At 60.2% G+C, this 14,880-nt stretch carries 11 protein-coding genes and 4 tRNA genes; 4 read left to right on the top strand and 11 right to left on the bottom strand.

Annotated elements, in window-relative coordinates:
• Positions 1–5 precede the first annotated feature (5 nt).
• Entirely contained in the window at positions 6–1,424 is a 1,419-nt protein-coding gene (gene leuC, locus EJA72_RS12090) for a 3-isopropylmalate dehydratase large subunit (RefSeq protein ID WP_157711687.1), read from the bottom strand.
• Between the two features lie 148 nt (positions 1,425–1,572).
• Here leuC and EJA72_RS12085 point away from each other — a divergent pair, with 148 nt between their 5' ends.
• Together EJA72_RS12085 and EJA72_RS12080 are read left to right on the top strand one after the other, a co-directional pair.
• Entirely contained in the window at positions 1,573–2,463 is an 891-nt protein-coding gene (locus tag EJA72_RS12085) for a LysR family transcriptional regulator (RefSeq protein WP_157711686.1), read from the top strand.
• A gap of 65 nt (positions 2,464–2,528) precedes the next feature.
• Positions 2,529–5,807: an EAL domain-containing protein gene (locus EJA72_RS12080; RefSeq protein ID WP_157711685.1), complete on the top strand. Its 3,279-nt coding sequence runs from the start codon at positions 2,529–2,531 to the stop codon at positions 5,805–5,807.
• A gap of 163 nt (positions 5,808–5,970) precedes the next feature.
• Here the strand turns inward: EJA72_RS12080 and EJA72_RS12075 are convergent, their stop codons facing one another.
• The 10 genes from EJA72_RS12075 to gltX all read right to left on the bottom strand — a co-directional run bounded on the left by EJA72_RS12075 (position 5,971) and on the right by gltX (position 12,024).
• Positions 5,971–6,417 carry an Hsp20 family protein gene (locus EJA72_RS12075; protein WP_157711684.1) on the bottom strand — a complete coding sequence of 149 codons (447 nt, stop codon included), beginning with the start codon at positions 6,415–6,417 and terminating at the stop codon, positions 5,971–5,973.
• Between the two features lie 121 nt (positions 6,418–6,538).
• Positions 6,539–7,498 (bottom strand): tRNA-dihydrouridine synthase, encoded by a 960-nt coding sequence (locus tag EJA72_RS12070; protein ID WP_157711683.1) that lies wholly within the window; start codon positions 7,496–7,498, stop codon positions 6,539–6,541.
• Positions 7,499–7,670: 172 nt separating this feature from the next.
• Positions 7,671–8,108, bottom strand: a complete 438-nt coding sequence (locus EJA72_RS12065) for a thioesterase family protein (RefSeq protein ID WP_157711682.1) — start codon at positions 8,106–8,108, stop codon at positions 7,671–7,673.
• 48 nt (positions 8,109–8,156) lie between these two features.
• Positions 8,157–8,990, bottom strand: coding sequence for an alpha/beta fold hydrolase (locus EJA72_RS12060; protein ID WP_157711681.1), 834 nt, complete (start codon positions 8,988–8,990; stop codon positions 8,157–8,159).
• A 31-nt stretch (positions 8,991–9,021) separates the two neighbouring features.
• On the bottom strand, positions 9,022–9,561 hold the full coding sequence (locus EJA72_RS12055) for a TetR/AcrR family transcriptional regulator (protein WP_157711680.1): 540 nt from the start codon (positions 9,559–9,561) through the stop codon (positions 9,022–9,024).
• Between the two features lie 184 nt (positions 9,562–9,745).
• Positions 9,746–9,821: transfer RNA gene (locus EJA72_RS12050), tRNA-Glu, on the bottom strand.
• A 79-nt stretch (positions 9,822–9,900) separates the two neighbouring features.
• Positions 9,901–9,976, bottom strand: a tRNA-Ala gene (locus EJA72_RS12045).
• 52 nt (positions 9,977–10,028) lie between these two features.
• Positions 10,029–10,104, bottom strand: a tRNA-Glu gene (locus tag EJA72_RS12040).
• Between the two features lie 79 nt (positions 10,105–10,183).
• Positions 10,184–10,259: transfer RNA gene (locus EJA72_RS12035), tRNA-Ala, on the bottom strand.
• Positions 10,260–10,542: 283 nt separating this feature from the next.
• The gene (gene gltX / locus EJA72_RS12030; RefSeq protein ID WP_157711679.1) at positions 10,543–12,024 is read right to left on the bottom strand and encodes a glutamate--tRNA ligase; all 1,482 of its coding nucleotides are present in this window, start codon (positions 12,022–12,024) and stop codon (positions 10,543–10,545) included.
• Between the two features lie 220 nt (positions 12,025–12,244).
• On the opposite strand from gltX, the gene EJA72_RS12025 reads away from it, so the two are divergent.
• Positions 12,245–13,294 carry an HlyD family secretion protein gene (locus EJA72_RS12025; RefSeq protein WP_157711678.1) on the top strand — a complete coding sequence of 350 codons (1,050 nt, stop codon included), beginning with the start codon at positions 12,245–12,247 and terminating at the stop codon, positions 13,292–13,294.
• Positions 13,284–14,834 carry an MDR family MFS transporter gene (locus EJA72_RS12020; protein WP_157711677.1) on the top strand — a complete coding sequence of 517 codons (1,551 nt, stop codon included), beginning with the start codon at positions 13,284–13,286 and terminating at the stop codon, positions 14,832–14,834. Before EJA72_RS12025 ends, EJA72_RS12020 begins: the two co-directional genes overlap by 11 nt.
• The last annotated feature ends 46 nt before the right edge of the window (positions 14,835–14,880 follow it).

Below are 14,880 nucleotides of genomic sequence, written 5' to 3'. Positions count from 1 at the left end.
CTCCTTTAGATCAATTCACGGACGTCGACGAAACGACCGTTTACAGCAGCGGCGGCGGCCATGGCCGGGCTCACGAGGTGGGTACGACCACCGGCGCCCTGACGGCCTTCGAAGTTACGGTTGGAGGTCGATGCGCAATGCTCACCGGATTCCAAACGGTCCGGGTTCATCGCCAGGCACATCGAGCAGCCCGGCTCGCGCCATTCGAAACCAGCCTCGAGGAAAATCTTGTCCAGGCCTTCCGATTCAGCCTGAGCCTTCACCAGGCCCGAGCCCGGTACCACAATGGCCTGCTTGATGGTCGATGCCACTTTGCGGCCCTTGGCGATCACCGCAGCAGCGCGCAGGTCTTCGATCCGCGAGTTGGTGCAGGAACCGATGAACACGCGGTCCAGCTGAATGTCGGTGATCGCCTGATTGGCGGTCAAACCCATGTACTTCAAGGCGCGCTCGATGGAACCGCGCTTGACCAGGTCCGTTTCCTTCGCAGGGTCCGGCACGTTTTGATCAACGGCCAACACCATTTCGGGCGAAGTACCCCAGCTGACTTGCGGCTTGATCTGCGTCGCGTCCAGCTCGACCACGGTATCGAATACCGCATCGGTGTCGGACACCAGGTCTTTCCAGGCCTCGACAGCCAAGTCCCATTCCGCGCCTTTCGGAGCGAATGGACGACCCTTCACGTAGGCCACGGTTTTTTCGTCAGCCGCCACCAGACCCACGCGAGCGCCGGCCTCAATGGACATGTTGCAGATGGTCATGCGGCCTTCAACGGACAGATCGCGAATCGCGCTGCCGGCAAACTCGATGGCATGGCCGTTACCGCCGGCGGTGCCGATCTTGCCGATCACCGCGAGGACGATGTCCTTGGCGGTCACGCCGAACGGCAATTGGCCTTCGACCAACACCAGCATATTCTTCATTTTCTTGGCGACGAGGCACTGGGTGGCGAGCACGTGCTCGACCTCGGAAGTGCCGATGCCATGAGCCAGGGCGCCGAATGCGCCATGAGTCGAGGTGTGGGAGTCGCCGCAAACCACGGTCATGCCCGGCAAGGTTGCACCCTGCTCCGGGCCGATGACGTGAACGATGCCCTGGCGGACGTCATTCATCTTGAATTCGACTATGCCGTATTCGTCGCAGTTGTCGTCGAGGGTCTGAACCTGCAAACGCGAGACCTGGTCGACAATGGCTTCGATGCCGCCCTTGCGCTCCGGGGTGGTCGGTACGTTGTGGTCCGGGGTCGCGATGTTGGCATCGATGCGCCAAGGCTTGCGCCCGGCCAGACGCAGGCCTTCAAAGGCTTGCGGCGAGGTCACTTCGTGAATGATGTGACGGTCGATGTAGATCAGCGCAGAACCATCGTCGCGCTGCTTGACCAAATGCGAATCCCAGAGCTTGTCGTAGAGCGTTTTGCCGGCCATCAGACGGTTTCCTCATCAGCTTGTTTCTATGCCCCGGGCTTTGAACAGTTCAATAACCCCTTGGCTTGTGAGGTCGATCCTATGGGGTTACATTAAATAACTCAAATTCATATTTTTTATGCTTTGGATAACCAACTGGAATACTTGAATGGACCTGGCCAACCTTAATGCCTTTATTGCCATTGCCGAGACCGGAAGCTTCTCTGGCGCGGGCGAACGGCTGCACCTGACGCAACCGGCGATCAGCAAACGCATCGCCGGGCTGGAGCAGCAGTTGAAGGTGCGCCTGTTTGACCGACTGGGCCGCGAAGTCGGCCTGACCGAGGCCGGCCGCGCCCTGCTGCCACGGGCCTATCAGATTCTGAATGTGCTGGACGACACCCGCCGCGCCCTGACCAACCTCACTGGCGAAGTGACGGGCCGCCTGACCCTGGCCACCAGTCACCACATCGGCCTGCACCGTTTGCCACCTCTATTGCGGGAATTCACCCGCCGCTACCCACAGGTTGCGCTGGATATTCAGTTCCTCGATTCGGAAGTGGCCTACGAAGAAATCCTCCATGGCCGGGCGGAACTGGCGGTCATCACCCTGGCGCCCGAGCCCCACACGCTGGTCGCGGCCACGCCGGTGTGGGATGACCCGCTGGATTTCGTGGTTGCCCCGGAACATTCTCTGATCAGCAACGGGGCCGTCAGCCTGGCGGATATCGCCCTGCACCCGGCTGTTTTCCCCGGCGGCAACACCTTTACCCATCACATCGTCCAGCGCCTGTTCGAAGCCCAGGGCCTGACACCGAACATCGCCATGAGCACCAACTATCTGGAAACCATCAAGATGATGGTTTCGATTGGCCTGGCCTGGAGTGTGTTGCCACGCACAATGCTTGATGATCAAGTTGCACGAATACCTTTACCGGGCATACAACTGACTCGCCAGCTAGGCTATATCTTGCACACAGAACGGACGCTGTCGAACGCAGCACGGGCCTTCATGGCCTTGCTGGATGCACAAATCGATTTGCCAGGGACTCAAGGCTAGCGCGTGCGCCTCCTGTAGAGCCTTGATGACCGTACCTATCGCCCAATTCAGCACAAGGCCTGCCAATGCCGAAATCTGTTGAACGTGTTCCGCCGATGCCACGTATTCAGGCGCTTGACCCGAAACGGTCGGAGCAGAGCTGGGAAAGCGCGCCGCAGTTGCTCGCCGCCCTCAACGGTGCACGCTTGGGCGCCTGGTATTGGGACATCGAACGGGGGCAGATCAGTTGGTCGAGGGGCACCCAGGCGTTGTTCGGTTTCGATCCTCGGCAACCGCTGCCAGCGGACCTGGAATACCTCGACTTGCTGCCCCCGGAAGACCGGGCGAAAACCGTTCGCGCCTTCCACGCGGTGATTGCCGGCGCGCCGCTGGAACAGGCGATGCACCACCGCATTCGCTGGCCCGACGGCAGCCTGCACTGGCTGGAGATCAACGGCAGCCTGCTGCCGGACAAACACGGCCGCCCAAGAATGATTGGCGTGATCCGCGAGATCACTCACCAGCGCCAGCGCGAACAGGCACTGAGCAGCTCGGAAAAACGCTTCGCGACGCTGTTTCACCTGTGCCCGAACATGGTGCTTCTCACCCGCCAGGAAGACGGTCTGATCACCGAAGCCAACCAGTATTTTGAAAGCCTGTTCGGCTGGCCGGTGCAGAACGCGATTGGCCGCACCACCGTGGAACTGGGCTTGTGGGTGCATCCGGAGCAGCGGGAAAAACTGGTCAGGGCCACAAAGGCCAAAGGCGAACTGATCAGCATGGAGGTGCAGTTTCGCGCCAGCAATGGCCAGGTCCACGACGGCATCCTCAGTGCGCAAAAGGTCGAGCTCGAAGGGCAGCCGTATCTGCTGAGCACCTTCCTCGACACCACCGAACGCAAAGTCGCCGAACAAGCCCTCAAGGACAGCCAGGAACGTCTCGACCTGGCGCTGGATTCCGCACAACTCGGCACCTGGGACTGGCACATTCCCAGCGGCATGCTGTACGGCTCGGCGCGTGCTGCGCAGTTACACGGCCTGGAGCCCATCCCTTTCCATGAATCCTTCGACGAGTTTTTCGAAGGCGTGCCCGACGAAGAGCGCGGCAGCATGCGCGACGCCTACCGCAGCCTGCGCGAGGGCCCGGCGGGCAACTACCAACTGACCTACCGCGTGCAACTGCCGGATGGCAGTTCGCGCTATCTGGAAAGCCGCGCCCGCCTCTACCGTGATGAAAAAGGCTTGCCGCTGCGCATGGCCGGCACCCTGCTCGACATTACCGACCAGGTGGAACGCGAACAGCTGCTGGTGGCATCCGAAGAAAAATTCGCCACCCTGTTCCAGGTCAGCCCCGACCCTATCTGCGTCACCCGCCAGGACACCGGCCAGTTCATCGAGATCAATTCCAGTTTCACTCAGACATTCGGTTGGAGCGCTCCCGACGTGATTGGCCGCAGCGCGGATGAAATTGGCCTGTGGGACGCTTCAGCGAAAAGCCTGCAACGGATCGAGCAAGTCATCCGCGAGCAAAGCCTCAATAGCGTGGCGATCCAGGTTCAGCACAAAGACGGGCAATCGCTGACGTGCGTGATCTCCAGCCGCCAGATCAGCGTCGGCGATCAACCGTGCATCGTCACCACCCTGCGCGACATCACCCAACAGCAACGCTCGGAGGCGGCGCTCAAGGCCAGCGAAGAGAAGTTCGCCAAGGCCTTCCACTCCAGCCCCGACGCCATCACCATTACCGAGCGCGACACCGGGCGCTACCTGGAGGTCAACGACGGCTTCTGCCGCCTGACCGGCTACCGCGCCGACGAAGTGGTCGGCCGCACGGTGTATCAGGTCGGCATCTGGGCCGAAGAGAAACAGCGCTCGGCGCTGCTGGCCGAGCTGCAGATCAAGGGCCGGGTGCATCACCAGGAAATGCTCGGGCGCAATAAACGCGGTGAACTGCTGACCGTGGAAGTCTCGGTAGAACCGATCACCCTGAATGAAACGGCGTGCTTGCTGCTGACCGCGCGGGACGTCAGCCTGCTGAAAAACGCCGAAGCGCAGATCCGCCACCTCGCCTATCACGACCCACTGACCAACCTGCCGAACCGCGCACTGTTGATGGATCGCCTGAGCCAACAGATTGCCCTGCTCAAGCGCCACAACCTGCGCGGCGCCTTGCTGTTTCTCGACCTCGACCACTTCAAGCACATCAACGATTCGCTCGGCCATCCGGTGGGCGACACGGTGCTGAAAATCATCACCGCGCGCCTCGAGGCCAGCGTGCGCATGGAAGACACGGTGGCGCGGCTCGGCGGCGATGAATTCGTGGTCCTGCTCAGCGGCCTGGAAGGCTCGCGCAACGAGGTCAGCGCTCAGGTTCGGGAGTTGGCGGACACCCTGCGCGAGCTGCTGTCCGAGCCGATGTTCCTCGACGGACAACGTCTGCAAGTGACACCGAGCATCGGCATCGCGCTGATTCCCGATCACGGCTCGACGCCGACCGACCTGCTCAAAAGGGCCGACATCGCGCTCTATCGCGCCAAGGATTCGGGGCGCAACACCACGCAGATGTATCACAACACCATGCAGAAGGCCGCCAGCGAGCGACTGCGCATGGAAACCGACTTGCGCCTGGCGCTTTCCCGGGGCGAATTTCGCGTGCACTACCAACCCCAGGTGGATGCCCGGGACAACCGCATCGTTGGCGCCGAAGCGCTGGTGCGCTGGAACCACCCGGAACTCGGTGCGCAATCGCCAACCGAGTTCATCAAGGTGCTGGAGGACAGCGGGTTGATCCTGGAGGTGGGCACGTGGATCGTCGACGAAGCCTGCGAGGCCTTCAAGCAATTGATGATCCAGGGTTTGATCGACCCGCACGATTTCAGCCTGTGCGTGAACATCAGCCCGCGGCAATTCCGCCAGAACGACTTCGTCGAACGCATCGAACACAGCCTCGGCAGCCACGGCCTGCCCTGCTCGCTGCTTAAACTGGAAATCACCGAAGGCATCGTCATCCAGAACCTGGAAGACACCATCAGCAAAATGCGGCGCCTGAAAAAACTCGGGGTGAGTTTCGCCATGGATGATTTCGGTACCGGTTATTCGTCACTGACTTACCTCAAGCGTCTACCGGTGGACACGTTGAAGATCGATCAGTCGTTCATCCGCGACGCCACCACCGACCCCAACGATGCCGAAATCATCCGCGCGATCGTCGCGATGGCACGCAGCCTGGAATTGAAGGTGATTGCCGAAGGGGTGGAAACGCCAGAGCAGCTTGAGTTCTTGCAAGGGCTGGGGTGCCATTTTTATCAGGGGTATTTGCACAGCCAGCCGTTGCCGGTGGAGGAGTTTCAGAAACTTCTGAAATAACCTGATTTTTGTAGGAGCGAGCCTGCTCGCGATGGACGTCAACGATGACGCGGGCTTCTGGATAAACGTGCCGTCCTGAAGTCCATCGCGAGCAAGCTCGCTCCTACAAGGGACACGGGCACAAAAAAAGGGCGCCAAGGGCGCCCTTTTTTATCGCTCTGGCTTAATGCTGCAGAGCTGGTTTTTGCGTCCCGTTGATCGGGATGCGTTTGGCTTTCGCCTCTTCTGGCACAACGCGCAGCAAGTCAATGCTCAGCAGGCCGTTGCGCAGGTCGGCGGCCTTGATTTCGATGTGGTCCGCCAGGCGGAACGACAGTTTGAACGCACGCTGGGCGATGCCCTGGTGCAGGAAGGTCACGCCTTCCGTCGCGTCGCGTTTGCCGCCACTGATGGTCAGCACGCCCTTCTCGACTTGCAGGTCCAGGTCTTCTTCCTGAAAACCGGCGGCCGCCACGACAATACGGTATTGATCGTCGCCATGTTTCTCGACGTTATAAGGCGGATAGGTGCTGCCTGGCTCGTTGCGCAAGGCAGTTTCGAACAGATCATTGAAGCGGTCGAAACCAACCGAGGAACGGAACAGTGGGGCCAGGGAAAATGCAGTACTCATGGTTCAAATCTCCTGAAAACAATCAGCAAGGTTTTTTGTCTCCGCGACCCGAATTCGGCATCGCGTAACCCTTAGATAGGGACCACTGATTGCATTTCAAGAGATTATTTCGAAGTTTTTTTCAGGCCGCCTCTGCCACCTGTAAACCCAGCAGACGCGAAACATGGTCCAGCTCGGTCTCACGCCGCAGAACGGTAAACAGCTCGACCGCTTCGGGATAATTGCGGGTCAGCATCGCCAGCCATTGCTTCAAACGGCCCGGCGATTGGCGGGGCGTCATCTGCGCCTTGGCTTGCAGCCAGAAATCCTGGATGAGCGGCAACAGCTCGGCCCAGGTCATCTCGACCACCTCTTCACCGGCCCGCGCCGCTGCGATTTGCCGCGCCAGATCCGGGCGCGAGACCAGGCCACGACCGAGCATGATGTCTTCGACACCGCTGATTTCGCGGCAGCGGCGCCAGTCTTCGACGCTCCAGATGTCGCCGTTGGCAAACACCGGCACCTTCACGACTTCCTGCACGCGCGGGATCCATTCCCAATGCGCCGGCGGTTTGTAGCCGTCCATCTTGGTCCGGGCATGCACCACGATGTGCTCGGCTCCGCCCTCGGCCAGCGCCGTGGCGCAGACCAGCGCACCGTCCGGGCTATCGAAACCCAGGCGCATCTTGGCGGTGACGGGAATGTGCGCCGGAATCGCACGACGGACGTGCTCGACGATCTGGTTCAGCAACTCCGGTTCTTTGAGCAGTACCGCACCGCCACGGGACTTGTTCACCGTCTTGGCCGGGCAACCGAAGTTCAGGTCGATCACCTCCGAGCCCAATTCGCAAGCGAGCGCGGCGTTTTCCGCCAGGCACACCGGATCGGAACCGAGCAGCTGCACCCGCAGCGGAACACCGGACGCCGTGCGCGCACCGTTCAGCAGTTCAGGACCGAATTTGTGGAAATAGGCAGGCGTGAGCAGCTGGTCGTTGATCCGGATGAACTCGGTCACGCACCAGTCAATCCCGCCGACACGGGTCAGCACGTCCCGCAGGATGTTGTCGACCAACCCCTCCATGGGTGCCAAAGCAATTTGCATGAAAAACACACTCGACGAAAAACGTGCGGCAGTTTACTGGATTCTCGGTCGAAAGACTTGCATCTGCCTCTGTGGCGAGGGAGCTTGCTCCCGTTAGAGTGCGCAGCACTCTCCATTGAAGAGGACCGCTGCGCGCTCCAGCGGGAGCAAGCTCCCTCGCCACAGGATCGTGTCAGCTCGGGACTTGCAACGCCGGGCCGTAGCCCTCGACGAATTCCGCGGGCATGCGCCTGGGCTTGCCGGTGGACAGTTCAATGCAGACGAACGTGGTTTGCGCCCGCAACAACGTGGTGTTGTCGCTCGGTCGCTTCAACTGGAAGTGTCGGGTCATTTTCAGGCGCTGGTCCCAATCGACGATCCAGGTCGCCAATTGCAGCTCGTCACCTTCATAGGCCGCGGCCAGGTAGTCGATCTCATGCCGAACCACCGCCATCGCCCGATCCAGCCGGCGATACTCGACCAGATCCAGGCCCAGCCGCTGCGAGTGGCGCCAGGCACAGCGTTCGAGCCAGCTCACGTAGACCGCGTTGTTCGCGTGCCCCAGCCCGTCGATGTCCTCGGCGCCTACTTCCAGATCAATGATGAACGGCGTTGCCCGATCCCAGCCCATGCCCCACTCCTGGTCAAATAATGTCGACCGGGGCAGTGTAACGGATGCTCAAGCCGATTGGCGCGATTGCAAGCTGCGGCCAGACAGCAGTGATAGCACGCCATCAATTACCCTGGGGTCGGCGAGTACCCGCTGATGACCGCCCTCTTCCAGGCGCAACAGACGGCTGTCGAACCAGGCTTCGTGGATCAACTGAGACTCTTTGACCGAGACGAAGCAGTCGTCTTCGGCGTGGACAATCAACCCGGGCATGTCAAGCTGGTAGTGCGCGACATCCAGCGTCGCGGCGCGCATGCCGACGTCTTGCTCGACCTGGCGAATGAACGCCGACCGGGCTTTGGGTGGCAGCCGCACGTAGCGGGCAAAGCCACGCAACACGCCGAGAATGCGAGCCGGGGCAGCAATCGTCACCAGGGTTTCGGTGCGCAGGCCCAGCTGGACCGCGAGCATCGCACTGGCGCCGCCCATCGAATGACCGATGACGGCTTGCAGCGGCGGCAATTCGGCAGCAGCCTCAAGCATGGCCCGGGCGAACAGCGCCACGTTGGCCTCGCGCCCCGGGGAACGTCCGTGAGCCGGGCCATCCAGGGCCACAACGGTGTAACCGGCATCGACCAGGGCGGTGATGAGGCTGGCAAATTGTGTTGGCCGCCCTTCCCAGCCGTGCATCAGCAACACCGCCGGGCCTTGCCCCCAGCGCAATGCCGACAGGCCAAAGCGCAAAGTGATTCGTTCGGCCTTTGCCAGCATCGGCAATTCCCAGTCACGCGGCGGCAAATCCCGTGGCGTCATGAACGCCAGTCGCATTTTGCTCGCCACCAGTTTTGGTGCAAACCAGCCTAAGGTGCCATTAACGCCACGAACCCACTTCAACGTGCTCATCGCTCTCACTCCTCAGGCCAGTGCCTTCAGGTCATAGCACCGCAGACTTGGCGGCGCGCAGCATACGATCGGACAACTCTCCTGGCCCCAACGCGCGAGCCAGCGCCAAACCACCGACCATCAAGGCCAGGTCGGCCAAGGCTTTGTCGGTGTCTTCCGGGGTGGACGCCAACTGCGCGACCATCATTTCCAGATGCTCATTGAGCACCACGCGAAACTCGTCTGGCAGACGGCCCAGCTCACCGACGGATGCCGGGATCGGGCACGCTGAATCAGAAGAGTCACGGTGCTTGCGAGACAGGTAAAACGCAGCGACCAACGCGCGACGCTCTTCACCCGTCAATTGCTCATCCATGTCGGCAATCAGCTCACGACGGTGGCCAAGCAGTTGCTTGAACGCCTCAAGCATCATTGCGTCCTTGCTTTCGAAGTGCGCGTAGAAGCCACCAACCGTCAGGCCGGCCGCCCCCATCACTTCGCCCACACTCGGTTCGGCCGGGCCACGCTGGATCAGCGCTGCGCTGGCGGCCTTGAGGATGCGTTCGCGGGTTTGAGCTTTTTTATCGTTCATCGTTGCCTCCGAATATTACGACTAGAATATTATTCTCATAATAATTTTCTGCAAGTCGTGGATATGACCGCTGGTCTGAAGATCAGTTTGGGGGATAAGGGGGGATTTGGCCAAACGCCAGACAAACAAAAGGGCCATTCAATAATTGAATGACCCTTATAAAATCCCGCAGAGCGGGTAATCGTGGCGTCCCCTAGGGGACTCGAACCCCTGTTACCGCCGTGAAAGGGCGGTGTCCTAGGCCACTAGACGAAGGGGACACAAACCCTTCTATACACTGATCAGCGCTGAGTGCTGATCGAATCAAGGCCGGTGTGGCCAGACCTTGAACTGTAAAATTGGTGGAGCTAAACGGGATCGAACCGTTGACCTCTTGCATGCCATGCAAGCGCTCTCCCAGCTGAGCTATAGCCCCGATTTATCGCCTGGCGGCGGAGCAGCATCTTGCGACACTACTTCTGTAAAACTGGCGTCCCCTAGGGGACTCGAACCCCTGTTACCGCCGTGAAAGGGCGGTGTCCTAGGCCACTAGACGAAGGGGACGCAAACCCTTCTATACAACTGATCAACGCTAAGTGTTGATCGCTTCAAGGCCGGTGTGGCCTGACCTTGAAGTGTAAATTGGTGGAGCTAAACGGGATCGAACCGTTGACCTCTTGCATGCCATGCAAGCGCTCTCCCAGCTGAGCTATAGCCCCTCATCGTTGAGGACGGGGCGAATCTTAATGGCGCATCGAAAGGCTGTCAAACTTATTTTTAAAATATTTCAAAGTTTTTTGCCCACATAACAACCACTTACCGCCCTCGCCCCCTAAATCCGGGGTTGTATCCGTTCTTGTAGCAGCTGCCGCAGGCTGCGTTCGAGGGCGAAGCGCTCGCCAATCGGCCACCCCACCCTTTCCGACGAAATGTGTAACGGCCACGAGGGGCCGCTTCGCAGCCCAACGCAGCCTTCGGCAGCTGCTACCGGATTAGTGTCAATCAGGCGATGTTGGCCAGGAGTTTTTCCCACTCCTTGTTTTCCTTCTTGGACACGCCACCCAGCAGGTCGATGGCCTGGCGCAGACGGAAACGAGTCAGGTCCGGGCCGAGGATTTCCATCGCATCGAGCACGGAGACCGAACTGGCCTGACCGGTGATCGCCGCAAACATCAGCGGCATGGCGTCACGCAGCTTCAGCTCCAGGGATTCGACCACCGCTTGAATCGTCGCGGTGATGCTGTCCTTCTCCCACTGACGCAGGCTTTCGAGCTTCCACAGGATCAACTGCATCAGTTGGCGAACCTGATCGCCCGACAGTTTTTTGGACTCGAACAGTTTCGCGTCCGGGTTCACGCCGCCGGCGAAGAAGAAACCGGCCAGCGGTGCGACCTGGCTGAAGGTTTCAACGCGACCCTGCACGTGCGGTGCGATTTTCATCATGTATTCAGGGTTCAGCGCCCAGGTTTGCAAGCGCGAGGCGAACTCTTCTACCGGCAGGTCACGCAGCCACTGGCCGTTGAGCCACGACAGTTTCTCGATGTCGAAAATCGGCCCGCCGAGGGAAACGCGACTCAGGTCGAAGTGCTCGACCATTTCCTGCAACGAGAACTTCTCGCGCTCGTCCGGCATCGACCAGCCCATGCGGCCCAGGTAGTTGAGCATCGCTTCCGGCATGAAGCCCATGCGCTCGTAGAATGTCACCGAGGTCGGGTTCTTGCGCTTGGACAGCTTGCTCTTGTCCGGGTTACGCAGCAGCGGCATGTAGCACAGCTCCGGTTGTTCCCAGCCGAAGTACTCGTACAGCAAAATCAGTTTCGGCGCCGATGGCAGCCACTCTTCGCCCCGCAGGACGTGGGTGATGCCCATCAAATGGTCGTCGACCACGTTGGCCAGGAAGTACGTCGGCAAGCCGTCGGTCTTCATCAGGACTTGCATGTCCATGCGATCCCACGGGATCTCGACATCGCCACGCAGCATGTCCGGCACTACGCAGACGCCTTCGCTCGGCACTTTCATGCGGATCACGTGCGGCTCGCCAGCGGCCAGGCGACGCGCCACTTCCTCCTTGGACAGCAGCAGCGCGCGGCCGTCGTAACGCGGGGTTTCGCCGCGCGCCATTTGCTCGGCGCGCATCTGGTCCAGCTCTTCGGCGGTGCAGAAGCAGGGGAAGGCGTGGCCCATTTCGACCAGCTGCTGGCAATATTTCTGATAGATCTCGCCACGCTCGCTTTGACGGTAAGGACCGTGCGGGCCGCCGACGTCAGGGCCTTCGCTCCAGTCGATACCCAACCAGCGCAAGGCGTCGAAGATCTGCTGTTCGGACTCGCGGGTCGAACGCAATTGGTCGGTGTCTTCAATCCGCAGGATGAACTCACCGCCATGCTGCTTGGCAAAGCAGTAGTTGAACAAAGCGATGTAAGCGGTACCTACGTGGGGGTCCCCGGTAGGCGATGGCGCGATGCGAGTGCGGACGGTGGTCATGGCAAGTCTCGAAATAAAGATCAAACAAAGGGCGAATGGTAACAGGCGATACCGGGCTGGCTCCAGTGAACAGGGCATTTAAGCCAAGTTTGCGTCTACAACGCGTCTACGCCGCGGTGAATGGCCAAATATCAGCCGTTGGCATTTACCGTTTATCGGCTATATGCCAGATTCGTCTGCTGATAACTTTCCTGACACTTTCTCGACTACAGTCTGCCCCATGCCTGCCCAACTCAAGCGTCGCCTGTTTATTTTCCTGTTGATCGTCCTGTTGATTGCCGGGGGCTTCTTTGCCCAGTGGTTTTTTAAGGGACGGTTTTATGAAAGCACTGACAACGCCTATGTCCAGGGCGAGATCACCCGTGTGTCGAGCCAGTTGGGCGCGCGCATCGATCAGGTGCTGGTGCAGGACAACCAGCACGTCGAGAAAGGCCAGCTGCTGATCAAGCTCGAGGGTGATGACTTCCACCTCGCCGTCGACCGGGCCAACGCCACCCTCGCCACCCGCCAGGCCGAACGCCTGCAAGCGCAAAGCAAACTGACCCAGCAAGCCAGCCTGATTGCCGCGAGCGACGCACAAGTCGCCTCCAGCCAGGCCAGCCTCGGGCGTTCGCAGATCGACTTGTCCCGCGCGCAAACACTGCGCAAACCCGGCTATGTGTCCGAAGAACGGGTAACCACCCTCTCCGCCGACAACCACATTGCCCGCTCACAAGTGACCAAGGCCCAGGCGGACGCGCAAAGCCAGCGTCAGCAAGTCAACTCCCTGAGCGCCGAAATCAAACGCCTCGACGCCATGATCGCCAACGCCAGGACCGATCTGGCCCAGGCCGAACTGAACCTGACCCGCAGCGAAATCCATGCGCCCATCAGCGGCCTGATCGGCCAGCGTGCCGCCCGCGAAGGCCAATACGTGCAGGCCGGCGCTTATCTGATGTCGATCGTGCCGGACCAGGACATCTGGATTCAGGCCAACTTCAAGGAAACCCAGATCGGCCACATGCAGCCCGGCCAGAAAGCCGAGCTGACCTTCGATGCTTATGGCGACACGCCCATCGAAGCGCGAGTCGACAGCCTGTTCGCCGCCTCGGGTGCGCAATTCAGTCTGCTGCCCCCGGACAATGCCACGGGCAACTTCACCAAAGTCGTACAACGGATTCCGGTAAAACTGACCTTCGCCGCGGACAATCCGCTGCACGGCAAGATCCGTCCGGGCATGTCGGTCACCGCCAAAGTGAACATCAAAGACGCCCCTGACAATGGCCGGTGATCAACTGATCCGTCCGGTCGGCGAACCGAGCCGGCGGGACTGGATCGCGGTCATGAGTGTGATGCTGGGCGCCTTCATGGCGGTGCTCGATATCCAGATCACCAACTCGTCACTCAAGGACATTCAGGGCGCGCTGTCGGCGACCCTGGAAGAAGGCTCGTGGATCTCCACCTCATATCTGGTCGCGGAAATCATCATGATCCCGCTTACCGCATGGCTGGTCCAGCTGCTGTCGGCGCGGCGCCTGGCGGTGTGGGTGTCGCTCGGCTTTCTGGTCGCCTCCCTGCTCTGCTCCATGGCCTGGAGCCTGGAGAGCATGATTGTCTTCCGCGCCTTGCAGGGCTTTACCGGTGGCGCGCTGATTCCGCTGGCGTTCACCCTCACCCTGATCAAACTCCCCGAACACCACCGCGCCAAGGGCATGGCAATGTTCGCCATGACCGCGACGTTCGCCCCCTCCATCGGGCCGACGCTGGGCGGCTGGCTGACGGAAAACTGGGGCTGGGAATACATCTTCTACATCAACATCCCTCCCGGCCTGCTCATGATCGCCGGCCTGATGTACGGCCTGGAGAAGAAAGAAGCGCACTGGGAGTTGCTGAAAAGCACCGACTACGCCGGGATTCTCACCCTGGGCGTCGGCCTTGGCTGTTTGCAGGTGTTTCTGGAGGAAGGCCATCGCAAGGACTGGCTGGAGTCGAACCTGATCGTGACGCTGGGCAGCATTGCGCTGATCAGCTTGATTACCTTCGTGATCGTGCAGACGTCCAAACCCAACCCGCTGATCAACCTTGGCATCCTGCGCAATCGCAACTTTGGCTTATCGAGTATTTCCAGTGTCGGGATGGGGGTCGGGTTGTATGGCTCGATCTACTTGCTGCCGCTGTACCTGGCGCAGATCCAGAACTACAACGCCCTGCAGATCGGCGAAGTGATCATGTGGATGGGCGTGCCGCAGCTGTTTCTGATTCCGCTGGTGCCGAAACTGATGAAGGTGATTTCGCCGAAATGGTTGTGCACATTGGGCTTCGGGCTGTTCGGGCTGGCGAGTTTCTCGTCGGGCGTGCTGAATCCGGACTTCGCCGGACCGCAGTTCAATCAGATCCAGATCATCCGCGCACTGGGCCAGCCGCTGATCATGGTGACCATTTCACTGATCGCCACGGCGTACATCCTGCCGCAGGACGCGGGGTCGGCGTCGAGTCTGTTCAACATTTTGCGCAACCTCGGCGGCGCGATTGGCATCGCCCTTCTCGCCACGCTATTGGATGCGCGGACCAAGACTTACTTTGATTATTTGCGCGAGGCGATTGTGCCGACCAATCCGCAAGTGGCCGAGCGGATGGCGTCGTTGACGGACCGGTTGGGCAGCGAGGGAGCGGCATTGGGCAAACTCAGTGAGATTGCGCATCAGCAGGCGTCGATCATGGCGTACAACGATGCTTTTCACTTTGTCGGGATTGCGCTGGGGATCAGCATGATTGCGGTGTTGTTGACCAGGAAGTTGCCGGAGGGGTTGAAGGCTGGTGAGGCGCACTAGCTGGTATTTGTAGCGCCTGATCTGGCCCTTTCGCGAGCAAGCTCGC

It is taken from the genome of Pseudomonas sp. PB120, assembly GCF_009761815.1.
Classification (GTDB): domain Bacteria; phylum Pseudomonadota; class Gammaproteobacteria; order Pseudomonadales; family Pseudomonadaceae; genus Aquipseudomonas.
Note: the sequence above shows the minus strand (reverse complement) of the source record. Positions and strands in the feature narration are given on the sequence as shown.